The organism is Pseudoalteromonas sp. DL2-H2.2 (genome assembly GCF_021532535.1).
Lineage (GTDB): Bacteria > Pseudomonadota > Gammaproteobacteria > Enterobacterales > Alteromonadaceae > Pseudoalteromonas > Pseudoalteromonas rubra_A.
This window is the reverse complement of sequence record NZ_JAKGBD010000001.1, coordinates 418,761-443,161: the sequence shown is the minus strand read 5'-3', so window position 1 is coordinate 443,161 and position 24,401 is coordinate 418,761. Positions and strand designations below refer to the sequence as shown.

The window sequence follows — 24,401 nt, the reverse complement described above, 5'->3', positions numbered from 1 at the left end:
GAGCCGATAGCAGGAGCAAGGCAAGTGCCAGCCATTACTGGCACTTGCACGCAGTATCATTGCGCTTTCAAGTACTCGATGGCCGCGGCCAGCTGGTTATCAACATCCGCCCTAACCGACTCTATGGTACGGGGTACCAGTATGTCTGGCTGCACACCTCGACCTATCAGTTGCGTTCCGTCGGCATTGTCTGCACGCATTCCGGTGTAACCAAACACAACCCCTTCACCTGGCTTATCGGCAAAGTAGCGGCCCTCCATCAGCTCGCCATTGATACCAACTGTCGGGACACCAATAATGGGGATACCTGCGTCTTGTATATAATTCAACGCATGCTCATTTGCGCTTATACTGGTGCGTGACGATAAAACAACCACCGGAACATCCAGACGCTCAGGCGACACTTCTATCGTTCTCACTAGCTGTTCAATATAAACGTCTTGCTTTTTAGGACCCTTCCTAAAATACCGATACATATCGTCATTGGTTGCTGGTTGCTTTAAAAACCATGACACACCAACATGCCAGGCCGCAAAGTCTCTCGGGTAATGACGCAAATCAACCACGACCCCCTGAGCCTGCGCCAACTGTGCTCGCACAGCAGTCAGGCTATCCATGGTCAGGTTGTAGAGATTTAGCTTATACAACCCATCGTCTAGCTCGGTTACTATCTCTGTGGTTCTGGGCACCACCCGGTGATCTTTCGTCGCCACACGTGAAAAGCGCGGTACAGTCTCACCCTCAACCTCAACCAGGTTCCCATCTGCCTGTTTGAATACAGCCGTAAATGGCTGCTGCGAGTCACTGAAATTCAGCATAACAGTCGACTGAAAGGGGCTAAATTGCTCGCTGTCAAGGCTCCACTTCATGTGCGCTTCAAGCAGATCACTGAAAGGAACATCATTTAATGTTAGCAGTTCATCACCGATCGCCAACTGGTCTTCAACCTCTGCGGTCACGCTGGTTACTATCGGCTTACCTTCGACCTGTTTTATCAAAAAGGGGTATAAAAACGCATTCTGCGGCCCATACCCATCCGGATAGGTGATTTGCACGTGGTTATCCTGCAATTTGGTAAACTCAGTCTGGATTAGTTTGATCCGCGCCAGAGGCTGCGATTCTCGGCACGCTTTTAAGAGCTTTTTCAGACTGCGATTCCAGTTCACATCAACCTGGTCAAAATACGGCCAGAAGTATTTTATTTCCCCCCACATGCCTGACACCGTTGAGACGCATACTGGTACTGAAGCAAAATCACTGCCGACTTGCCAGTGACGATAATCATTATAGGGGGTTCCTTCCTGACTGGCCTGCGTTGACAAGAACAGCGGAATAAACAATGGTTGGCCAGCATAGTTCACTCTGGCAACGTTGCGATCAGGAAAGTAGGGACTGGGAACTATCTCGCCATAAGAGCCAAGCTGTAAAAATCTTAAAAACCTGGGTGCCAGACGCGCACCATTTTGTAACCAGAATGCTACTTCATCAGTCGAGGCAAATTGCTCAAGCGCGCTGCGACGATCGCTAATATGCGGCGCTATCTCACGCAGTCTGGTTAATCCCAGCTGCCGTCTTTGATGGGGCTTTACCTGACCCATAGCGACCACGGTTTCCGCAACAAATTTGTCCCAATCCGTGGCCGCAACGGCATCGCCGGGGTAAAAATATCGAACTTGTTGAACAAGCCGGGTGAATTGCTTGACGTCCCGGAGCATAGAGCGGTTTAAATCAACATCAGGTGCCGGTGGCAATACGGTAGCCTGTGTGGATGCCACGGCAGGTGCAGATACGCTCACCAAAGCGCCAAACGCGCTCGCCGCAATCAGCATAGGGATAACAAGGGTCCTTTTATTCATTTTTATTATGCCTGTTTCAGTTAAAGGAAACTTCAATCTAGCAACAAACCGCCCAGCAAACAACGGCATATAATTACCCAAATATCAACAATATAAAAACAAAATCAGTAGAAACGGGAGGTGTTGAATAGCCCTAAAGCCGCAGAGAAATCACGCATTTATTCACGTCTGCCACCAGACCTCAAAATTTTTCTCAATTTTAAATAGGCTCAACTTTGCAGGACATTTTATACGCGACTCAATGCTCTTTATTGCGTTTTTTAGATTTTTCCCAACCTCTAGATAGCCTTTATATATCAATAAGATAAAGAATAAATTAAGAACCACCATTGTCGGTTCACAAAATGTCAACCTTGAATTTCCCCTTCGTTCACCTTAAAATTTATTTTTATTGAACGGTCAATTAATAAAAATATGCCTAAAGTCGGAATGGAACCTGTGCGTCGCCAACAACTGATTGAGGCGACCTTACAGTCAGTGGCAGAGCTTGGATTACAAGCCACCACGATTAACAGCATCAGTAAAAAAGCCGGGATGTCGTCGGGGATCATCAGCCATTACTTTGGCGGTAAGCAGGGTCTCATCGAAGCCACGGTGCGCTACCTGTTGAGCAGCCTGCAACGCAGTTTGCTGCATAAAACAGCACAGGGTTGCTCCCATGAGCAGCGTCTGATGTTTATTGTCGAAGCCAACTTTGCTGTGGTGCAGCAACAGCGCGACACCACCCGCACATGGTTGAGTTTTTGGGCGCATTCCATGCACGATGCGCAGCTACATCGTTTACAGCGTGTCAATGCACGCCGACTTTACAGCAATTTATTGTATTCGTTTAAACAGTTAATGGCCCCAGGCGAAGCGCGTGAAGCTGCTGAGCTAAGCGCCGCAATGATCGACGGCCTGTGGCTCAGAGCCGTTCTCAGTAAAGCCAATGATGCGCAGTTTGACAGCGCGCAAATACTGGCCAAACGTTATATCCAGTCCCTCATCCAACAATTTGGAGTCTAATATGTCCACACCGCTCTACCAGAACTTTATTCACGGCCGCTACCTTGCCAATCAGACCGGCGAGCAGTTTGCGGTAAAAAACCCCGCGACCGACGAAGTCATTTATCACGTTGAAGTGGCCGATGCGCACATTCAAAAAGCGGCCATCGACAGTGCCAAAGCCGGGTTTGCGAAGTGGTCAGCCATGACCCCGATTGAGCGCAGCAGAATTCTGAATAAAGCGGTGGCGCTGTTGCGTGAACGTAATGATGAGCTGGCTAAAATTGAGGTACTGGACACAGGCAAACCCTGGCAAGAAGCCGAGTGCGTTGACATTCAAACCGGTGCCGACGTAATCGAATACTTTGCCGGACTGGCGCCTGCACAAGTTGGCCAGCAACAAATGGTCGGCGATGACTTTTACTACACCCGCAAAGAGCCACTGGGCATTTGCGCAGGTATTGGTGCCTGGAACTATCCACTGCAAATTGCCTGCTGGAAGTCTGGCCCGGCACTGGCTGCGGGCAATGCTTTGATCTTTAAGCCATCTGAAGAAACGCCGCTGGGCGCAATGAAACTGGCTGAGATCTTTATTGAAGCAGGTATGCCAGCAGGTGTCTTTAATGTAGTGCAAGGTGCCGCCGAAGTTGGACAATGGCTGACACTGCACCCGGAAATTGAAAAAGTTTCGTTCACGGGTGAAGTGGGCACAGGCAAAAAAGTCATGCAAAGTGCGGCGTCTAACCTCAAAGACGTGACTATGGAGCTGGGCGGTAAATCGCCGCTGCTGGTATTTGACGATGCCGATATCGAACAGGCGGTCAGTGCTGCCATGCTGGGTAACTTCTACACCCAGGGTGAGATCTGCACCAACTGTACACGCGTTTATGTGCAGCGCGGCGTGTATGAGCAGTTCCTTGAGCAGCTTAAAACCCGCACAGAACAAAATATTATCGCCGGCGATCCACTTAATCCCGAAGTAAACCTGGGTGCCTTAATCTCGAAAAAACATCAGCAGCTGGTGCTGGATTACATTGAGCAGGGCAAACAGGAAGGCGCAACAGTGCTGACCGGCGGCCATGCCCTGAGCCCGGCTTCAGCGCCTAACGGCTACTTTGTTGCTCCCACTATATTCACCGACTGTCACGAAGACATGACCATAGTCCGCGAAGAGATCTTTGGTCCGGTGATGTGCGTCATGGTGTTTGATGACGAACAAGAAGCGATTAACCGCGCCAATAATACACACCTTGGCCTGGCGGCCGGGGTATTCAGTCGCGATATTCAGCGTGCACACCGCGTGATCCACCAGCTACAGGCTGGCATTACCTGGATCAACGCCTATGGTAACTCACCCGCCGAAATGCCGGTTGGTGGCTACAAACAATCCGGTATTGGCCGTGAAAATGGCATTGAAACACTGGATCACTACACCCAGACCAAGTCTGTTTACGTAGGTATGAGCCAAATCGAAAGCCCATTTTAAGCAAAGGAGCCAGACTATGAAAAAAGTATTCGACTACATTATTGTCGGTGCTGGCTCAGCAGGCTGTGTACTGGCAAATCGACTGTCTGCCAATCCACAACACCGGGTGTTACTGTTAGAAACGGGTGGCAGTGATAAGAGCATCTTTATTCAGATGCCTACGGCGCTGTCTATTCCCATGAACACCGACAAATATGCCTGGCAATTTCATACCGAGCCAGAGCCTTACTTAGACAACCGGGTGATGCATTGCCCACGCGGCAAGGTGCTGGGCGGCTCGTCCTCTATCAATGGCATGGTGTATGTGCGTGGCCACGCCAAAGATTTTGATGAATGGCAGCAACACGGTGCGCAAGGGTGGGATTATCAGGCGTGTCTGCCTTACTTTAAGCGCGCCGAAAGCTGGTATCTGGGCGAAGACGCGTACCGGGGCAGTGAAGGTCCGCTTGGCACCAACAATGGTAACGAAATGGCCAATCCACTGTATCGCGCATTTATCGAAGCCGGTGCACAAGCAGGATATGCCAAGACTGACGATTACAATAGTGAGCAGCAAGAAGGCTTTGGCCCAATGCACATGACGGTAAAAGATGGCCGTCGCTGCTCCGCCAGCCGCGCCTATCTCGACCCTGTAAAGGGGCGTGACAATCTAACAATCGTAACTGGTGCGCTGGCGCACAAGGTGCTGCTCGATGGTAAACGCGCTGTGGGTGTGGAATATCAGTGTAAGGGCAAAACCCATCGCGCCACTGCCGAGCGCCGCGTAATCTTAAGCGCCGGACCAATCGGCTCGCCACATCTGTTGCAGCTGTCGGGGATTGGCGATCAGGACGCGCTCAAAGCTGCTGGCGTTGAGGTACAACACCATCTGCCCGGCGTCGGTAAAAACTTACAAGACCATCTGGAGTTTTATTTCCAGTACAGATGTAAGCAGCCCATTACCCTCAATGGCAAACTGGACTGGTTCTCTAAGGGGCTGATCGGTGCACGCTGGATCCTTAATAAATCCGGCCTGGGGGCAACCAACCATTTTGAGTCTTGCGCCTTTATTCGCTCTAAAGAAGGGATTGAGTGGCCAGATCTTCAGTATCACTTTTTACCCGCAGCCATTCGCTACGATGGTAAAAGTGCGTTTGACGGACACGGGTTCCAGGTCCATATTGGTCATAACAAACCGAAAAGTCGCGGTGAGGTCACCATCAAATCGGCCGACCCGACTCAGGCACCCAAGATCCAATTTAACTACCTGGCACATCAGGACGACATTGAAGGCTTCCGCGCCTGTGTTCGCCTGACCCGCGAGATCATCGAGCAACCGGCCTTTGATGCCTACCGCGATGGTGAAATCCAGCCAGGCAAAGACGTACAGAGCGACGAAGAAATTGACGCCTTTGTACGCCAGGCCGTCGAAAGCGCCTATCACCCGTCCTGCTCATGCAAAATGGGTGAAGACGACATGGCCGTGGTGGACTCAAACACCCAGGTGCATGGTATCGATGGCCTCAACGTAGTGGATTCGTCTATCTTCCCGACGATCCCGAACGGCAACCTCAACGCGCCAACCATTATGGTCGCGGAGAAAGCCGCAGACATTATTCTGGGCCAGCCGGCCCTTAAAGCAAACAATGCTCAGGTTGCCATTCACAGTCAGTGGCAAGCAGTACAACGTAGCACGGAGATTTAACAAAGCCACCTGCGGCCCAATCGGGCCGTGGGGTCTGCAGTGGTGCGCGATACAAATAGGTTGTATCGGGTTAATGCGGAAACAATAAAAAAACGGAGAGACAATGAGTTATTTCTACTTATTTTGGGAGGGTGACAATGACAGTATGGCTTAGTGCAGGCATTGTGTTTACCCTAGTTGCAATCGCTTTTATTTTATTAAAATGGGGAAATCTACGCTGTGTCGGTGTGACACCGGTTAAAACCTTTACCTTTATTGCTATTTTATTTACGTCCGGTCTGGATGTCGGACTTATCATGTTTCCGCTGACGGAGTTTGCGGGTTACGCAGACATAAAAGCAAGCCCAGAGTATGCGTTTGCCAATCCACTTGCCATCGAATTTGGCTTTTGGGGCTTCCTGATCTGGGGATTTTATTTTCTGACGTGTTTTTATTTCTGCGTAATAGAACCTAAGGTGAAATTTTTCGAGATCCCTTGGGTTAAATTTATCAATAATGTAGTCATTATTGGTACATGCGCCTTTACGGCCTATCTGCTGCTGTCCAACCTGCCCTGGTATATGCCAAACGTGGGCGATGGCGAGTCCATTATTCCGACCTTTTATCTCATTGTGTTCGCCGCCATTTGTTTTGCGGTCTACTCAAGCACCAGCCTGAAGTATGTGCGCATTCTGAGTATTTCTACGACCTGGATGTTCATTGCCCTGATCGCCTTTATGTGGGCCTCTGCGTTTGTCTTTGGCGACAGTGAAATGAGCGCCTTTACCAACAATGTTGCGCTACTGGGCGGCTACTTTAGCAATATCCATGAGTTTGTATTGCCACTTAATGATTACCACGAGTTTTACCTGTTCTGGTGGTTTGCGTGGAGCATCATGATAGGCCAGTTTACCTCACGCTTTGTCGGTGGCTTGAAAACCTATCAGGTACTGGCAGCTATGCTGGTGTTCCCGTCAATTCCTATCGCTGTGTGGTTTAGTGTGTTGTATCACTACCATGAGGCCGGGATCGACACCGCGGGTATCAAAAACCTGGCGATGGTAGTAGTGGGCGTGATCTTTGTGATCAACTCGCTGGACTCTTTAATTCGACTGTACACCGACAACCTTGGGTTAACGGTTCAGAAACTCGGAAAACGCAATTACATTTTGTTTAATATTGCCGCTCTGTCATTGCTGACGCTGCTATTTAAACTAAACTTTTTGCAGATCCAATGGGTGGGTGCGCTGGTCATTGCACTGTTCTTTGGTTGCTTTGGCTATATTTGCTACAGCAAGTTCAAAACAGTGGCCAATATTACCCGTTCACCGAAAGAGAACACCATCGACTTCAGCCGTATCGAGACCGTAAACTAAGGTTCAAAAGTAATGAAAATAAATTTAAAAACAACACTCTGCGCACTTCCTCTGGCCCTTTTATCGAACCTGGCTGTGGCTGGCTGGTCAACCACCATTACTGGCACCTCTGACTACACCTTTAACGGGGTGTCACAAACCCAGAGCGACCCAACCATTCAGGGCAGCCTGGACTACGCAGCCGATGCAGGCTGGTATGTGGGTACCTGGGCCTCAGGTGTAGACTTTGCCGATGACACAGGCCATGAGTGGGACTTTTACGTTGGCCGCTCATCGGAGCTTTCGAGCGCCTGGTCGGTAGACTATGGTATTGCCTACTACACCTATCACGGCGATGATGCGTCGAGCGACTATAACTATCCAGAGGTGTACTCTAAGTTTGCTTACGCAAGTAGCCTGGGTACCACCAATGTGAACTTCTGGTACAGCTGGGACTACTTTGGAGTCGATGTCGGTCATAGCATTGTGATGCTGTCGCATACCTTTGATATCGCGGATAATCACTCAATCACCCTCAGTGGTGATGTGTCGAACTCGTTCGATGCCGACAAGTATGCCTGGGACGGGCTGGACAGCTCTTACACCCACTATGCAGTGTCCTACACCACCACACAGTTCGATTTCGATCTGACCTTTACCGTGGAAGACACCACCATAGATGGCGAGCATACCGACGAGCGCTTTGTGTTCGCGATTGCACGCACATTTAACTTGTAATCCAAGTGACCACAGTGAGGGCACGGCGGTGCCCTCACTCTCTCATCTATCGGGCTCACAAAGCTATTTGTCTCACGAGAATATCGCTGATACAACACGCTCTTCACTCATATTCATCATGTTCTCAATGTCGTGCCAGATCTGGTTGTCTGCACTTTCATAAGCTTCGCTGTCATCGCCATAAGCAAGTCTTACCCAATGGGCTTTATTAGTGGGATTCCCCTATTAGTTTTAGCCCCACAAAAGCACACAAAAATTACATGGAAACAAAATATTGACATTCTGAGGGAAAAGAATAAACCTAGCACTTCCACAACAAAAAGGATGTTAATTATGAAAGTGACTTTGAATAAAAAATCTATTAAATCTCTATCTGCTAATCCAGCCACGGTTATTCGCGCGCAGGAGACACCTCAGATAGGCGGTGGCCGTGTTATCGATGAATCATTCTGGGTTTGTATTAACACGCGTTCGAATTGCGAAGGGACAAAACGCTGTCCATTTTGATTGATTAAGTTTAATAACAAGCGCACTATACGCTTGTTATTTCAGTGAGTCTGCGCTTTTATCCTCACAACACAGTCCGCCCAGAGCGGTTCATTCAAAAAACCTGCACTTTGCTATGCCGCAATTAAGATCCACAACGAAACGCACTGGGCACAGCCCCGGTCCAGCGCTTAAAAGCACGCCGAAAGCTGTGCACATCGGCAAACGCCATGGTGCTGGCCAGCTGGCTGTTATTCCATTGATTGAGATCCATCAGGTGCAGCGCTTCTTGCCCCCTGACCTCATCAACCAAGAGCTTGAAATGCGTGCCGTCTTGCTTGAGTCGGCGCTTGAGGGTTGCCGGGCTCATACCCAGGTAGCAGGCGGTGTCTTCCAGCGACCAGGTCTGACTTAGATTCTTACGAAACACACGGCGCAGGTGTGCCTGAAGTAACTGTGGCGAATGAAGCGCGTGGCGGGCACTGCGTTTTGCCTGAGCAAACCGCAATGCACTGGCCTCTTTAAAAGGCTGATAGAGTGCCTCTTCTTGCAAGATAATGGCGCAACGCGGCGCGTTAAAACGCACATGCTCACCCAGATAGACCGGATAGTGAAAGTCTTGTCCGGGTTGTGACCAGGGCAGCTCGACCTGTAACCAGGTCTGCGCGCCGAGTTGCTCCTTAAGCAGCAAACGGCAGGCCGACAGTACGATTTCAAACACGGTTCGCTGCTGGATGCTCAGTGATGCAGATTCAGTCAGCCTGATATACAACTTCCCCTGATGCCGCTGCACATTAAACTGAACCAGCGTCTCAATGCCTTTTTGCACGCGCGCCCAGGCTGTCAGTGCCCCGCGCAAGTCAGGCGCGTAGCGCCACAAGTCAAACAAAACATGACCGTGTCCGGTCGCAATTCTTTGCCCCAGCTCCATCGCCAAATGCGGATGCTCCGCCAGCTCTCGTTTAAGCTTTTTTAGTATTAACAGCACGTTGGCAGGCGCAACCTGAGCTCCCGGGTAGGTCAGATCCTCAACAAACAGCGACGACCCGCGGATCAGTTGATGTGGCTTTATCTGATAGTGCTCGGCCAGCTCCAGTATGGTAATGAGAAAATGCGCTGGCATACGCTTATCTTGCAGATAGCTAAAATTAGCGGGTGTCATAGTGCCACCTACGCCACAGCAGACGAAGTGCGTTTCGCACCCGCCAGCTGTTGATTGAGCCGCTCAAACAAGGCCTGCTCTGACTCCCCAGCCATTCTCGTTGCCTGAACAGTGGCCACGGTCAGCGCGCCCTTTAACGCGCTGTTACAGCAATCACGGATCAGCTCGCAAAACACACTGGCTTCATGGGGGGGCGTATCCGGTAGCAATATCGCAAATCGGTCACTGGTATAACGACAAGCCAGATCCGTTTCCCTGAGGGCAAGCTCCAGTGCTGAGGCCACCTCATTGAGTGCCTGATCACCTTGCTGTGGACCATGCGCCCGGTTGTATTGGGCAAACCCTTTTATATCGACCATGACCAACGAGAGTGGCTGCTCGCGCTTGTCATGCAGCACAGCCTCACGGTTTAGCTGGATCAACAAATAACGCAGGCTATAAAGCTGAGTAACGGGGTCAATCAGGCTATGTTCGCGGTGAAAATGCTCTCTTTGCTTGAGCTGGCGATTGACCGCCTGCTGCTCACGGTACCAGGTGATCAGCCCCCAGGTCAGCAAGGTCATACTGACAGGAGCAGGCAGTGATTCCAGCCAGGTAAATAAGTGACTGTGTGGCGGATAGGCAATGAACTCATCCAATACATCAAGCCAGGTCGTAAGCCAGTAAGTTGCCGAGCCGAATAGCAGTATTGTGGTGACCCGCCCTCGTGGTCGGCACAAGGCCAGCAGGATAAGCCAGATAGCGGCCATCATAGACGAGGTGGCTTCACCGGTTAAATCGACCCAGTCAACCTCATGCATAGATTTGGGCTCGCCGACAAATAACGCCAATATGGTCAATCCGATACTTGCGATCAGAGCAAGGCATAAACTGCTGACATTCTTCATCTTTTGAGCCAAATATTGAATCTTGCGGGTATCCTAGCGGCACGATATGACACTTTTAAGACGCCCCCGGCTTAAAGCCTGAGCTATTTGGACCCGGCCCGAACAGCTCATTCAACCTCGTATCAAACGTATCCCTATCACCAAATAACAACCTAACATCAAGATTCTGTTTGTCTTTTTTTACTGAGCAAGCAGTTCTGTTAAGACAAAGCAGCTCACATTCTGAATTACAAAGCGCATTATGAGCCATTCAGCGCGCACAGCTGTGCCAACGCTTGAAAGAGTGAAACAAAATTGTCATATCCACTTTTTAAGGTAGCCACTTCTTTATTTCCCATAGCGGTTTGCGAGTCGGCTTAGTGCACATTAGGTTGGCTCGCCTCCGCCAGTACTCTGTGACGTCGGAACTTAAAAATGAAAATACAGAAGTTATGCAAAACAACGCTTATCCTGGGGCTGCTGGGCGCGCTGAGCGCCTGTCAAAATCAGACACACCAGCAAACTGCGGCTCAGCAGTCACTCCAACTCCAGACACAAGGCTCAATCACAGGTACTGTGGATAGTGTTCAGGTGCCTGGTAACAATCAAATTCTGATCACTTCTGAGCACGAAGGATTGGCGCTGCGTCAGGGAAACACGCTCAAAGCGCACCTTCATGGCGCGTTTAAGCAAGTCCGCCTGAGCGCGCTGGAAGAGGGCCAGTGGCTGTATGCCGCACTTGAAGGCAGTAACGACAGAGTGTTCGTCGGCACGCTGGATCCCAGTGCAGCCCAACTACAGCCACGTTTTGAACTGTCTCAAACAGCCCTTTTGGTCGATAACCTGTGTTTGTTCGCCGATGAGACCAATCAGACCCTCTCCTTATTTGTCTCAGATGGCCGCGGCAAAGCAGAGCAATGGTTGCTGCGCCAACAGCACCAATGGCTCAGTACACCACAGCTGTTACGCTCACTGTCTTTGCCTTACGATGCCGATTCCTGTGCCGTCGACCCGGGCAATGGTTACCTCTATATCAGTGAACCGCTGGGGATCTGGCGCTATCCGGCACGCATTGAAGACAACCCGTCGTATTATCCGGTCTCCCTGGTTGCCCCCTATGGCAATCAGTCATCGCAGGCTGTTAGCCTGGCAACCAGCCCCTCAGGAGCGCTGTTTGCCTTGCTGGAAAACGGCCAGGAAGTGCTTTACTGGGATGCGCCAGACGCTGCGAATAGCTGGTTACCGGCCCAGACCTTAGCACTTGAAAACGGCAAAGCCACCATGATGAACCTGAGTCAGCCTTTGAGCACAGATAAGGCCACACTGAGCTTTACCGATGAACAGCAAGGCCAATACGCGACAGCTCACATTACCCTCAACTCAGAAGTCACAACAAAAAGCTTACCGGTCGTCAGGCCCAAAGCACAGAGCCAACCCGCGACGCAATTTGGTGATGCAATGGACGACCCGGCTATCTGGGTTCACCCTGAAAACCCCGAGACATCACGAGTACTGGGCACTCATAAAAAGCAAGGCCTGGAAGTCTACGATCTGCAGGGCAAGCTGTTACAAACCTTCGAAGATGGCCGACTGAATAACGTCGACCTGCGCGGTGGGTTTAGCTGGCAAGGTCGCACTATTAGCATCGCGGCTGCCAGTAAGCGCAACGATGACAGCCTGGCCTTTTACGGCATTGAAGCTGACGGTAACGTCTTTCGTCTCGGCAGCGCACCATCAGGTCTGGAAGAGATTTATGGACTGTGTATGGCCACTTTTGAGGGCAGCCACTACGTGTTTGCAAATAATAAATCCGGCCTCACCTATCAATACAGAGTGAAAGCCAGCCAGGATAAGCTGCATGCAGAAAAAGTACGAGCCATCCCACTAAACTCACAACCAGAGGGCTGTGTCGCAGATGATGCTCGCGGGCGATTATTTATTGGCGAAGAAGATGTGGGGATTTGGGCCACCAGCCTGAGCCCGACGGATAACAGCAAGCCGGTTGCAGTAGCAAAGGTAGGTGAACACCTGGTCGATGATGTCGAAGGTCTTGCTTTGTCATTTGGTGACTCGCCTGTTCTGGTGGTATCGAGCCAGGGTAACAACAGCTACCAGCTTTACGAAGCAACGCCGCCCTATCGCCACTTGGCAGGATTTCGCGTTGGTCTGGATGGCTTTAAAGGCCTTGATGGCGCATCAGAAACCGATGGTCTGGCCCTGTCGACCCGGCTACGAACCCAAGATTATCCTGAAGGATTGCTGGTACTCCAGGACGGTCGCAACCGCTTTCCCGATCAGCCACAAAACTTTAAGTTTGTTAGCTGGCGGGATGTGCTGGAGCGTACAGGGCTTGCTAAACCCCAGAAATAAAGCTTTGATGTCTAACGCGGAGGCATACAGGGCCTCCGCAACTCGCTTATCAATACATGCTTAGTTAAGCTTTATTAATTTTAATCAGTTAGTTACCCCTTACTAGCATTTTGTTGCATCACCTGAGTCAGTTACTGAGCGCTCATAGTGCTGATAGCTACATAAATGGTGCGAGCACAAGCAATTACATCAACAAAAAGCAGAGCAAGATATTGCCCGGCTTTTAATTTTAGTAGTGCAAGTGCAGCAGAAAGGCCTGAATTACTTGATGTGCCGTGAAGTGGATGCCACTTGCACTACATTATTTTTTGCTCAAAAAAAGACCACTTTTAATCGGTAAAAAACTTGGTTAAAGTGTATTTTGACTCTGTTATTCGTTTAGACTTTCCCATTAACAGTGTTCACCTGCACATTTCTCAAGAGCCGGGCTATGAGCTTAAAGGACTTATTTTTTCATTAGAAAAGTAAGTACTTAAACTGCATAAACCATTTCAATGTTAAATAAGGAAAATTAAATATGAACTTGAAAATCAATAAAAAAAGCGTAAAAAACCTCTCAAAAGATAAAACAGCTGTACCCGCTGAATTAACGCCTAATATTGCCGGCGGCCAAACTTACAGGGACACCACAGCATTGTGTCCTACTCATACGTCCCGCATATGCTAAGGCATCGAGCGGAATCCATAAAATCCTCTCTACAGCGCCTGTGCTAGTCAATAGGCGCTATGACACCTTTAACCCCCCGCAACCTCAGAGTGTGCTCGGTTTAGATTTAACGATGAATTCAGCGCTGAACTCATTTTTGATGTTAGTGAACGAGGTATGCTCTCCTGTTGGTTCTCACCTGATATTTTAATCGTCTGAAATTGATACTACAGTTCGCCGATAGGTTGGTAAGCTCTTCATATCCGGATATAAGAAATATTCAATGAAGATAGCCCATCAACACAATAATGTGCCGCAGGTAGCGGCTAACAATACGAGTGCTCAGCCAGAGAGGACATTGCTCAGCTTAAGAGTAATTTTAATGAAGTTTATCGAAAGTGTCGCAGGCCAGCTGCGCAGTAATGCAGAAGTGAAATTCAGTTTCTAATTATTAAGCACAAAGATAAGCACAAAAAAGCCGAGCGTAAACGCTCGGCTTTTTATACCAATTTGCTTAATTAAGTGTTCTATTTTGAGGCGAGAAAATATCGTCGATAACCAGGCAAAAATTTCGCTATTTAGTTGTTCTAAATGAGAAATTTTTAACACCGTTAGCGGCATATTTGCTCCTTCAAATTGAACAGGTATTAAGTGAAATTGGTATTATGTCTTGTGCTGACAAGACGCATTACTCACACCCGAAGGGTTAGTTTTTCACAATCGCGTTGTGATAAACGTTTTGTACGTCGTCGCAGTCTTCCAGCATGTTGATGAACTTCTCGAAATTCGCCAGGTCGTCTTCACCTGTGATCTCAACGTGCGTTTGCGGCACCCAAGTGATTTCGTCTACGTCGAAGTTGATACCTTCAAACGCTTCAATCAGCGCCGTTTTCGCTTTGAAGTACTCAGTGTGTGGTGCAAACACAGACACCTGACCGTCTTCTACTTCTACATCTGTTACGTCTACATCGGCCATCATCAGCGCTTCAAGGACCGCTTCATCGTCATCACCAGCGAAACCAAGGATAGCAAAGTGATCGAACATGTGTGCAACACAGCCCGGACTACCAATTTTTGAGTCTGTCTTTGTGAAAGGCAGGCGAACATCCTTGATAGTACGATTCGGGTTGTCAGTCAGACAGTCCACAATCACCATACAGTTACCAGGGCCATAGCCTTCGTAGCGTGCCGGAGAATAATCTTCGCCTGCGCCGCCTGCAGCTTTTTCAATTGCCTTTTCAATAACGTGTGCCGGAACCTGGTCTTTCTTAGCTTTGTCGATCAAACGGCGAAGGGATAGGTTAGTGTCGGGATCAGCGCCACCATTTTTAGCAACTACATAGATCTCTTTACCATATTTTGAGTTTACTTTGGTCTTTGCCGCTGCCGTTTTTGCCATGGCGTTTTTGCGGACTTCAAATGCTCTACCCATCTTAATTCTCGTTTGTGCAAATTAAATTGGACAAGATTCTAACAAGACATTGCATTTTGGGCTATACCCAGACGAGAATTGCGCGCCATTGCAGTGGCGCAGAGTGATATTATCCGACTAACTGGCCTGTTTGGACGCGTTGATGCAGGCCCAGTGCTGCAGGCAAGTCAGTAAAACGCTCAATAATGATATCGGCCTGCTCGGCATAATCTGGCAGCCCAACCGGGGCAAACAAACACGCGTGCATACTGGCACGGCGGGCCGCTTCAATGTCGTACTTGTAGTCACCCACATAAACGCACTGCTGATACGGTAAAGACCAGCTGTCGGCGACCATATGCAACGCCTGAGGATCCGGCTTTGGCAGAGCGTCTTCACGCGTTAGCATCAAATCCAGCTCAAGGCGACAGCGTTCTAGTTTTAGTCTGGCGGCTTTAGAGTAGTTACGTGTGACGATGGCCAGGGGCATACCTATGGATTTTAGAAAAGACAAGGTTTCGGTTACACCAGCAATGGGCTCAGCGTGCTGCGCATCCTGCATTTCATGTTGGTGAATAAGTGCCATCGCCTCTTCGCGCATATAAGGCGAAGGCAGCGACTCCACATACTCAAGTAAATCGGCATCACGGTCGCAGCCTACCTGCGCCTTGATTAAAGCGAAATCCAGCGAGGAGGTCACCAGCGTGCCGTCCAGATCAAAAATCACACCTTTTACCATTAAATCAGCCATTCATATTTCCTTATCACCAAGGCCTCACTTGCCCTAACCATAGGGTAAGCCGAGGAGCCTTGCAAAGATATTGAGATAAAATTTTTCAGGCCCTACCTGCTGGTCATATCTCAGCAAAGGGACGTCGATTTAATACGTATTGCCAGGCAGTGCGGATCAATTGCAACCCTGGCTGGAACATGTCATTTTGATACTGAACTGTATACAAGGAGACGTGATGAATCATCCTATCGAACAATTCCAACACTGGTGGCAACAGGCAAAAGCAGATCCAACCCTGAAGCAACGTAGCGCGGTATGTATTTCTACACTGGACGCTCAGGGGTTTCCTGTCGGGCGCTTCGTCGACCTCAAAGCCGCTGACCAAGACGGCTTTACCTTTTGCACACATTTAAACTCACAAAAAGGCGCAGACCTGCGGCGCAATCCAAAAGTGGCTATGACAGCATGGTGGGACTCTTTGGGTTATCAGGTTCGCGTAGCCGGATTGGCTGCTGAGATCAGCCGTGCTGATGCAAATCGCTATTGGCAAAGCCGCAACCGCGATGCTCAGCTCACTACCTTAGCCTGCCAGCAAAGTCAGCCGCTGGTATCAATGCAGTCCATCAAGGATGAGCTTACAACACTTGGCACACATTATCAGGAACAAGCGATCCCACTGCCCGACAACTGGGGCGGCTTTATTATCCGCCCACTCAGTATTGAGTTTCTGACCTTTGCGCAAAGCAGGCTTCACTTACGCGAGTTCTATCAATACGAACAAGGGGTTTGGCACAAAACTTTGTTGCAACCTTAGCAAGTGTAAAGCCCCTTGCCAGATTTGCGATTTTACCCGGCCAGGTTAACTGCTCCATTTGCACAGTAATGACATCTGTCATGCCATGGTCATGACAGATCACACACGCAATCACCCCACCCTTTTCGTAAAGTTATCCCATCAACACAATGACTCAGCAAAGGATAACTAACATGACTAAACACCTGACTCGCACCACCGCATTTGCCTGCATCCTCGCCGCACTGTCGACCAGCGCGATGGCCCAAGACCTGACCATCACGTTTACTGGCCTAGCACATCAGTCTGGCACCTTAAAGCTGGTTGCCTATGATTCTCCGGCAGGGTTTATTCAACAGCAAGCCTGGCGCGTCGCACAACAGCAAGTTTCGACCGCTAACCCAGAACTGACATTGCGCGACGTAGAGCCAGGCCAGTACAGCTTTATGGTCTATCAGGACCTGAACAATGATGGCAGGTTAAACCGCAACCGTTTTGGCATGCCCCTTGAGCCCTATGGCTTCAGTAACAATGCACGCCCAGCCGGTGCGCCACAGTTTGGACAACTGGCAGTACAGGTCGCACAGCCAAATCAACAGCTGACAATAACACTGCGCTGATGGTCACGTGTCGCAGTTCATCTTGTGCTGCGACACTCAATGTGTTCATGTCCTGGAATGGCATTGTTAGTATAAAAACTGGAAACACCGTAATTTTTTCTGATTAAATGTTATAAATTCACTAGTTTTTAATCAAAGGGTTATGTAATAGTGTGGTTTAAAAGTGATCTAAACCAGATGCATCGCACTATATTTAGAAAGCTACTTACGCTTTAACCCCAAAAAGTGAGTCGTGTATGCTGAGAACAATAGCTAAAACCATATCCAGCCATTTAACCCTTGTCGTATTACTTCCCTGTTTGTTGCTCGGTGGCGTCATTTTTTATGATGTATCGACTGCAGCCAAACGAATGAATGATGCCTATGACGCCGAATACAATGCCTTTTTGAGCCATGCTGTGCTCGCGCTGGTGCATGAAACGCAAAAAGAGCGTGGTGCCTCTGCCGGATTCATCGGTTCCGGTGGCAGTCAGTTTCAAAGCAATCTAACGCAACAACGGCGGTTGACCGACGACCAATTGTCTAATCTGAGAAAGAAGGCTAAAAGTTGGACGCTGTCACAACCCATGCAGCGGGAGCTCGAAGCATTTTTAAACAAATTTAACCAACTGGACAGTGTTCGCCAACGCGTAAGCTCGCTCTCCATGAGCCTCCCCGACGCACTGAAATATTACACCGACATCAATAATCAGGGCTTGCATATAGTCATTACCGCAGCAAGGCTGAGCAAAGATCATGTTATCTCGACCGAGTTGATGGCCATTTATAATTTTTCCAGCGCCAAAGAGTCTGCTGGTATTGAGCGGGCTGTCTTGTCGAACACCTTTGCAAAAGACCAGTTTACACCAGCACTGAGAACCAGGTACACCCAATTGCTGACCAAGCAAGAGGTCTATCTTGCGGAAGCTTTGGAAGCCTCGCCTCCCATAATGAGAACCATGTTTGAGCGTGCCCTGAACTCAAGTGCCATGCGCGACGTTGCGCGCTTTAGAGCCATTGTCGCTGACAGCGATTCGGGGTTTGGGCAAGATCCAGAAGCCTGGTTTGAAGCCGCTACGCGGCGTATTAATGCCCTGAAAGAAGCAGAAGAACAGGCATTGACGCTGGTTGATAAAACCGCCATCGATATTCAGGAAACCGCGGTAACCATCCTCTTGGTGGAGCTGATTATTCTGGTGATAGGTTTGCTGGTCACTGCCGCCCTGTTTATTTCTATTCGCATGCGCCGTCAGCAGTCAGAAAAAATTGCCGAGGGGATAGCCATTGCCATTAACAATCGCAATCTGGCCCATGAAATTTCGATCCTGAGTTCAGACGAACTGGGTAATTCAGCCAAAGACATTAACCGGTTAACCAAGCAATTTGAAGACGACCTGATTGAGTTTGGCCGTGCCTCACATAAAATTGCCACCTCGACCCACGAAACCGCCTGTGCCATCAGCCAGAGTCAAACTAACTTGGTTGAGCAGCAATCTGGTGTACAAACCATCGCCTCTGCCGCGGAACAAATGAGTGCCAATATTCAGGTGATCGCAAACTCGATGCTGGAAAATGCTGCGGTGGCAAAGTCCGTTTCTCAGGAGTCAGTCAACGGTCAAAAGGTGGTCACTGATGCGGTAAAAGTGATCCAGCAGGCCTCCTATGACATGGAAAAATCTGCCACCTCCGTAGATGCCCTGAACGAGCGCGTTGGCAGCATTTCCAGCATGGTTGATATGATCCAAAGCATCGCAGAGCAAACTAATTTGTTGGCGCTGAATGCCGCCATTGAAGCGGCCCGGGCCGGTGAACAGGGCCGGGGATTTGCCGTGGTGGCCGATGAAGTGCGCAGTCTTGCCAGTCGCACTCAACAATCAACCGAAGAAATCTCGGCTTTGGTCAGCGAGCTGCAAAGCAGTGCACAATCCGCGTCGGATGTGATCACGCAGGGTAAGGACAACGCCATGCAAGCTGCCCATCGTGCAGAGCAGATTAAAGACGCTCTGGGTAAAATTGTTGAACAAGCCAAGCAGGTGGAATCGGTTACTGACTCCGTATCGGTGAATACGCAGCAGCAGAGTAATGCCATAGACGAAGTAAGCAGGCATATTGTCGAAATATTTGCCAAGGCGACTGAAAATGTGACCGGCGCCGAACAAATTGCTGTGGCCGCCTCCAATATCGCAGAAGCCGCAATGGATATGGATGAACTGATCGACCGCTACAAAGTACAGGAGCAGACCAGGTAAATGACTTCACATCCTTTTGATACGCTGCAATTAGACACCGGTGCAGCCTTACTGTTTACACCTTGCCCGGGCACAAAGGGCACCTCGCTCACTGAGTCTGTACAGCAACTGCACGATGCCGGTACACAGGCCATTGTGACACTCATGTATCCTTCTGAATTAGAGAGTAACGAGGCAACAGCGTTACCTCAGGTATGTGACGCCCTTGGCATATCATGGTTTCAGCTGCCCATCGCTGACGATGCTCCACCTAATAAAGACTTTACACAGGCATTTGCACAGAGCTGGCCGAAGCTTAAAGCAATACTGTCTGAACAAGGCACTGTTGCAGTTCACTGTAAAGGTGGTTCAGGGCGCACAGGCATGGTCATTGGGTTGATCATGTATCAACTTGGGCTGGATAAAGCTGACATCATCCCTCAAATACAGGCGCTGCGGCCAAAAGCCTTAACCCACCCGGCTCAGCTCGATTTTTTCAATCAATTCTCTCGTTTCGAGTAACAATCAGTTGCCACTGTCTTTGCACAGTGGCAAATCCACTAAGCAAAGCCATGATGCTGGCGAAATGTCTCCAGGACTTGGATCAGTTCAGCCACTTTTTGCTCATCATATGCGTCATCATGAGCCCGGGCAAAGCGACCCAGGTCATTGTCAAAATATTGGCCAGACGCCTGGGTAAACTCCTCAGACAGTGCGGCTCGAACCAACACATCCGCGCCCTCCTGAACATTGCCCCCAGCCACACCATAGGCCTGCTCAACCATTTTTGAGCCCAGAAAAGACTTAGGATTCACCGCTATAATCGCAGCCAGAGCACGACCAGAGGCAGCGCCCAGTTGCATCGACCACATGGTCAGGGCCAGTTTACTTTTGGCGTAGGCCGCATTATCCGACAGACTGCTGGATGCTGTTATCTCCTGTGGCATCAGAGCTGATTGCGCAGCAGATGATAAGTTGATCACTCTGGCACCTGGCTTCATGTCAGGTAGCAATGCTTGGGTAAGTAGATATGGGGCAATGGTATTCACCATAAAGCGCACATCAATCCCCTCAGACGTGGTTTGCTCTGGCACCACAAAGACGCCCGCATTGTTGATCAGTACATCCAGCTCAGCGCCAGCCTGCTTAAGCTCGTTGATAAAGCCCTTAATATCATGAATAACACTCAAATCAGCTGTGTACGTCGTCAGCTGTTGTGGTGGTGACTGGGTTGCAAATTCCGCTTTCAACGCAGTGAGCTTATCAGCGTTTCTGCCATGCAAGATAACTCGGTGGCCAAGCTCCAGCAGGGTTCTTGCCGTCGCCAGTCCAATTCCATCCGTTGCGCCGGTAATTAAAATGGTTTTTGTCATCACTATATCGCTCGCTAAAGTTAACAATGGCTATTGAGGAGACCCGGAGCACGTAAACTCGCGGTACTGATATAGTTTAGATTATTTAATAAAGGTTTATTATTGACCTCATTAAACAATCAGTATTTGCTTTTTATTGATAATTAAAGGTAATACACATGATCGGCACTCAACAAGCGGCTGCTCCGCACACATAAAGCAAAGCAGACGCTAATCGGGTGAATTAGCCCAGCTTTCTGGCAGCCTGATAAGCCTCGCGGCTTTGTACTTTATTCAGATAGGCCTGGATATTTGGTTTATCATCCAACAGCTTCAGGTTCGCGGCAAATTCCAGCGTGATGGTCATCATGATGTCCGCAGCGCTAAACTGCTCGCCTGCGAAAAATGCCTGTTGTGCCAGCGTTGTTTCAATGTAATTGAGGTCCAGCGCCAGCTCTTTGGTAATATACCCGTCCATCGGGGCGCTGCCGTCACGCTGCTCCATCCCCATCAGCAAAGTTGCAATCACAGGCAAAGCCAGCGACCCTTCAGCAAAATGCAACCATTCGAGATACTGATAATAGCTCGCATCGCTCTTGTGCGGACGTAAATTGGTTGCACCGGCTTGATCCAGCAAATATTCCATAACCGCACCGGATTCACACAGTACCACGCCGTTGTGCTCAATGACCGGCGCTTTGTTCAGCGGGTGAACCTGGCCGAGGCTGGCAAGCGCCAATCTGGTCTGGGGATCACGTGCATGATGCACAACTTCATAGGGTAACTTAAGCTCTTCGAGCAGCCATAAAACGCGGGTCGAGCGCGACTGGTTGAGGTGATGTACCTTGATCATAACTTCCTGGGATCCTTATCTAAACAAGCCAGCCGCCTCCGTCAAAGAAACGACCAGCGTGTCATTTCAATTATTGTGTTTTAAGGTGCTGAGCGAGGGCTACGCCCACGGCATGTGCGCTGGCTGGGTTCTGCCCGGTGATCAGGCCCGCATCTTCAATCACGAATTCCTGCCACGGCTGAACCTTACGGTACTGCGCCGCTTTGCGGGCAATGGCTTCTTCCAGCAAAAACGGAATGCTGCTGATGGTACCAAAGTCAATTTCTTCTTCACGGGTAAAACAGGTCACCGATTTATCGCCAATGAGGGGCTCACCATTACTCAGCGTAATGGGTAACAAGGCAGCCGGGCCATGACACACTGCTGCAATCACCCCACCGGCTTCATAATGCGTTGCCGCCAGCGTGGCAAACTGTTCATCGGTGGCCAGGTCGCTGAGCAGTCCAAAACCACCGGGATAAAAGATGGCATCATAATCGCTGATATTCAGCTCAGACACACTCAAAGTATTGGCAATTTTTGCCTTTAACTCAGCGTCTTCGAGCATCTGACGGTTCACCTCGTCGCCTTCTGCGTCAGTACCATATAAAGGCACGTGACCACCCTGAATAGACGCCAGTTCATAGCCAATGCCCTGCGCTTTTAATACGTGCACAACATGGGTCAGCTCAGGGGCATAGGTACCATTTGCCTGACCTGTGTCACCTAAGGTGGCGTGGTTTGTGACCGGTATGAGTACTTTTTTCATGTTATCCTCCTGAATGATGTGATCGGATGCGCAATGCCGGTACGTTTTATCAGCAACGCGCTGTGAGTACTCACTGTAGATTATTTCTCAAAGAATGATAATAGATAAGACTGATAAACACTTTTGCTATACAGCAAAAGTGTAACATTCCAACGACAGACCACCCGCCTTTACCCCGGCTTAATTCTTACAGCTCATTACAACTTTCCACACGGCTTTACACCCATCTTGCGGGGCTTTCTATATGGTAGGAGTCTGTTGAGCGTTTCGCATTCTAATTAAAGGAGAGATCATTATGTCCAGATGGAGTACTGCTACATTGATTACCTGCGCCTGTATGGTGCTGGGGTTACTCAGTGGCTGCCATAACAGTAATCAGGAGCAAGTGGAGGACCGCGTTATTGCATTCAATGCCAACACCAACACGTTAGAGGCCCGGCTGGTCACTCCCAAAAAACACCAGAGCCAGGATGCCATTGTCCTGCTGGTACATGGTGATGGCGCGATGGATCACAGCGCCCAAGGCTACTTCGAGCCCATTGTCACAACACTCACCAACAAAGGATACGCCACTATGTCGTGGAGTAAACCCGGCATTGGTAATTCAAGCGGCGACTGGCTGGCGCAAACAATGCCACAGCGCGCAGAGGAAGTTCGCAGTGCAATTCGCTACCTCAGGCAAAATGGCTACCCGAATAACCCTATAGGCGTGCTTGGCTTTAGCCAGGCAAGCTGGGTGCTGGCCGAGCTGAGCAATGAGCCAGAGATTAAATTTGCCGCCCTGGTGGGAGGTGCTGCCAACTGGCGAGAGCAAAGCCAGTACACGATGTGGCTGCGCCTGATAGAAGAAGAAAAGATCCATGCCGACGACGACGGCATTTGGCAGGAAATTGCCCAGTTGAATGAGCTGGAATACCAGTTGATCAAGGCCGGATTTGACGACTACCGGGGCAGTGACTTACACCAGCATCCGTTTATGGCAAAGCCAATACAGGATGAAGCCAGGTTCAATTTTGTGCGTGCCAATATCGACTCGGACGTCAGCCTCGGGTTTGCGCATATTCAATTTCCTATGCTGGCGCTGTTTGGCGATTCAGATATCCGGGTAGATGTGGAGCACAGCCAACAGGTGTTTGCCAGCACAGTGGGCGCAGCAGATACGCTGGAGCAAAAGGTGATCAGTAACGCATCCCACAGCCTGCTCAAAACCGACCTGCCAATGCGGGCAGCACTGTATTTAACTGCTGATGATTTCGCGCCCGGCGCGCTGGACACGCTGGTTCAGTGGCTGGATACACACGCAAATGGCAAGACGGCACAACGGCTTTAGATTTGCGAGCAGGGTGAAGTGATTACCAATCGCCATCCAGGCAAACTTCACCCTCTTTTTGTCATTTGGTTGCACTTCATACACAAAGTCAATATCTTACGCATATAACAACTAAAAATATCCCATTATGCTGTACATCATTCTAACACTCGTATTGCTGGCTCTCAGCGCCCTATTGTTCACTTCCAGGTTTAAAGCCTTTACCCACCGTTATGAGGTCGCCTGTAATTTTATCCTGACTTTAATTGCAACCTTAGTGGGTGTATTACTGGCAATTGCGATCAGTAACTACGACGCAGATCGAAAAGAAATCAAAGACCTGATTAAGGTGCTCCACGCTGCAGAAGCCGTTGTAGTGGAAAGCCTGGATTATAGTATCCTCCTTCATGAGGCCTACCAGCAAAACATCGAAGAATATGGCGACAAGCAAGCATTTTTTGCCCGCAATCCACTCGTTTACCCCCAGTACCTGGACAATATGCTCACCCAGAATCTGGTCAGCAAAAACCTTTCCGTGGACGGGTTAAGCGAACTCAATGAGCATCTGATCATCTTGCAGCGCTCTAAAAAGGTTGAACCTGAAACTTTTATTGCCAGTATGCGCTATATCAAGCAATTACTGATCCTGGAGCGTCGATATCAAAGCGCTGAGCTGTCGGTACATGATTACCTGCAATTGCAGGACGAATATGAACAGCGACTGACAGGCAAATAACAAAACCAATAACAAAACCAATAACAA

General features: G+C 49.5%; 20 protein-coding genes. 12 read left to right on the top strand and 8 right to left on the bottom strand.

Annotation, left to right across the window (positions count from 1 at the left end):
- Positions 1–56: 56 nt before the first annotated feature.
- Positions 57–1,856 carry a S41 family peptidase gene (locus L1285_RS01760; RefSeq protein WP_235410734.1) on the bottom strand — a complete coding sequence of 600 codons (1,800 nt, stop codon included), beginning with the start codon at positions 1,854–1,856 and terminating at the stop codon, positions 57–59.
- Positions 1,857–2,270: 414 nt separating this feature from the next.
- On the opposite strand from L1285_RS01760, the gene betI reads away from it, so the two are divergent.
- The 5 genes from betI to L1285_RS01735 all read left to right on the top strand — a co-directional run bounded on the left by betI (position 2,271) and on the right by L1285_RS01735 (position 8,082).
- Complete coding sequence (gene betI / locus L1285_RS01755; RefSeq protein WP_235410733.1) at positions 2,271–2,861, top strand: transcriptional regulator BetI; 591 nt, start codon at positions 2,271–2,273, stop codon at positions 2,859–2,861.
- Between the two features lies 1 nt (position 2,862).
- Positions 2,863–4,326 carry a betaine-aldehyde dehydrogenase gene (betB, locus tag L1285_RS01750; RefSeq protein WP_235410732.1) on the top strand — a complete coding sequence of 488 codons (1,464 nt, stop codon included), beginning with the start codon at positions 2,863–2,865 and terminating at the stop codon, positions 4,324–4,326.
- Positions 4,327–4,342: 16 nt separating this feature from the next.
- A complete protein-coding gene (gene betA / locus L1285_RS01745) occupies positions 4,343–6,010 on the top strand; it encodes a choline dehydrogenase (RefSeq protein ID WP_235410731.1) in 1,668 nt (555 codons plus the stop codon).
- Between the two features lie 137 nt (positions 6,011–6,147).
- Complete coding sequence (locus L1285_RS01740) at positions 6,148–7,365, top strand: BCCT family transporter (RefSeq protein ID WP_235410730.1); 1,218 nt, start codon at positions 6,148–6,150, stop codon at positions 7,363–7,365.
- A gap of 12 nt (positions 7,366–7,377) precedes the next feature.
- Positions 7,378–8,082: a TorF family putative porin gene (locus tag L1285_RS01735; protein ID WP_235410729.1), complete on the top strand. Its 705-nt coding sequence runs from the start codon at positions 7,378–7,380 to the stop codon at positions 8,080–8,082.
- Positions 8,083–8,713: 631 nt separating this feature from the next.
- Here L1285_RS01735 and L1285_RS01730 read toward each other — a convergent pair.
- Together L1285_RS01730 and L1285_RS01725 are read right to left on the bottom strand one after the other, a co-directional pair.
- Positions 8,714–9,730, bottom strand: a complete 1,017-nt coding sequence (locus tag L1285_RS01730; RefSeq protein WP_235410728.1) for an AraC family transcriptional regulator — start codon at positions 9,728–9,730, stop codon at positions 8,714–8,716.
- A gap of 8 nt (positions 9,731–9,738) precedes the next feature.
- Positions 9,739–10,617 (bottom strand): GGDEF domain-containing protein, encoded by an 879-nt coding sequence (locus tag L1285_RS01725; RefSeq protein ID WP_235410727.1) that lies wholly within the window; start codon positions 10,615–10,617, stop codon positions 9,739–9,741.
- 414 nt (positions 10,618–11,031) lie between these two features.
- Between L1285_RS01725 and L1285_RS01720 the strand changes: the two genes are divergently transcribed.
- Positions 11,032–12,966 carry a phytase gene (locus tag L1285_RS01720; protein ID WP_235410726.1) on the top strand — a complete coding sequence of 645 codons (1,935 nt, stop codon included), beginning with the start codon at positions 11,032–11,034 and terminating at the stop codon, positions 12,964–12,966.
- A 1,352-nt stretch (positions 12,967–14,318) separates the two neighbouring features.
- Here L1285_RS01720 and L1285_RS01715 read toward each other — a convergent pair.
- Positions 14,319–15,044, bottom strand: coding sequence for a YebC/PmpR family DNA-binding transcriptional regulator (locus L1285_RS01715; protein ID WP_046007129.1), 726 nt, complete (start codon positions 15,042–15,044; stop codon positions 14,319–14,321).
- Between the two features lie 109 nt (positions 15,045–15,153).
- Positions 15,154–15,774, bottom strand: a complete 621-nt coding sequence (locus L1285_RS01710) for an HAD family hydrolase (protein ID WP_235410725.1) — start codon at positions 15,772–15,774, stop codon at positions 15,154–15,156.
- A 217-nt stretch (positions 15,775–15,991) separates the two neighbouring features.
- Between L1285_RS01710 and L1285_RS01705 the strand changes: the two genes are divergently transcribed.
- The 4 genes from L1285_RS01705 (at position 15,992) to L1285_RS01690 (ending at position 19,898) form a co-directional block, all read left to right on the top strand.
- Positions 15,992–16,570, top strand: coding sequence for a pyridoxine/pyridoxamine 5'-phosphate oxidase (locus L1285_RS01705; protein ID WP_235410724.1), 579 nt, complete (start codon positions 15,992–15,994; stop codon positions 16,568–16,570).
- A 173-nt stretch (positions 16,571–16,743) separates the two neighbouring features.
- Positions 16,744–17,169, top strand: a complete 426-nt coding sequence (locus L1285_RS01700; protein WP_235410723.1) for a DUF2141 domain-containing protein — start codon at positions 16,744–16,746, stop codon at positions 17,167–17,169.
- 236 nt (positions 17,170–17,405) lie between these two features.
- Positions 17,406–19,397 carry a methyl-accepting chemotaxis protein gene (locus tag L1285_RS01695; protein ID WP_235410722.1) on the top strand — a complete coding sequence of 664 codons (1,992 nt, stop codon included), beginning with the start codon at positions 17,406–17,408 and terminating at the stop codon, positions 19,395–19,397.
- Positions 19,398–19,898 (top strand): phosphatase domain-containing putative toxin, encoded by a 501-nt coding sequence (locus tag L1285_RS01690; RefSeq protein WP_235410721.1) that lies wholly within the window; start codon positions 19,398–19,400, stop codon positions 19,896–19,898.
- A gap of 38 nt (positions 19,899–19,936) precedes the next feature.
- Here L1285_RS01690 and L1285_RS01685 read toward each other — a convergent pair whose 3' ends face one another.
- The 3 genes from L1285_RS01685 to L1285_RS01675 form a co-directional block, all read right to left on the bottom strand.
- Positions 19,937–20,749 (bottom strand): SDR family NAD(P)-dependent oxidoreductase, encoded by an 813-nt coding sequence (locus L1285_RS01685; protein WP_235410720.1) that lies wholly within the window; start codon positions 20,747–20,749, stop codon positions 19,937–19,939.
- 223 nt (positions 20,750–20,972) lie between these two features.
- Positions 20,973–21,581, bottom strand: a complete 609-nt coding sequence (locus tag L1285_RS01680; protein ID WP_235410719.1) for a glutathione S-transferase family protein — start codon at positions 21,579–21,581, stop codon at positions 20,973–20,975.
- Positions 21,582–21,651: 70 nt separating this feature from the next.
- Entirely contained in the window at positions 21,652–22,329 is a 678-nt protein-coding gene (locus L1285_RS01675) for a type 1 glutamine amidotransferase domain-containing protein (RefSeq protein ID WP_235410718.1), read from the bottom strand.
- Positions 22,330–22,624: 295 nt separating this feature from the next.
- Here L1285_RS01675 and L1285_RS01670 point away from each other — a divergent pair, with 295 nt between their 5' ends.
- Both L1285_RS01670 and L1285_RS01665 read left to right on the top strand, forming a co-directional pair.
- Positions 22,625–23,659, top strand: coding sequence for an alpha/beta hydrolase family protein (locus L1285_RS01670; protein WP_235410717.1), 1,035 nt, complete (start codon positions 22,625–22,627; stop codon positions 23,657–23,659).
- A gap of 127 nt (positions 23,660–23,786) precedes the next feature.
- Entirely contained in the window at positions 23,787–24,374 is a 588-nt protein-coding gene (locus L1285_RS01665; RefSeq protein ID WP_235410716.1) for a hypothetical protein, read from the top strand.
- The last annotated feature ends 27 nt before the right edge of the window (positions 24,375–24,401 follow it).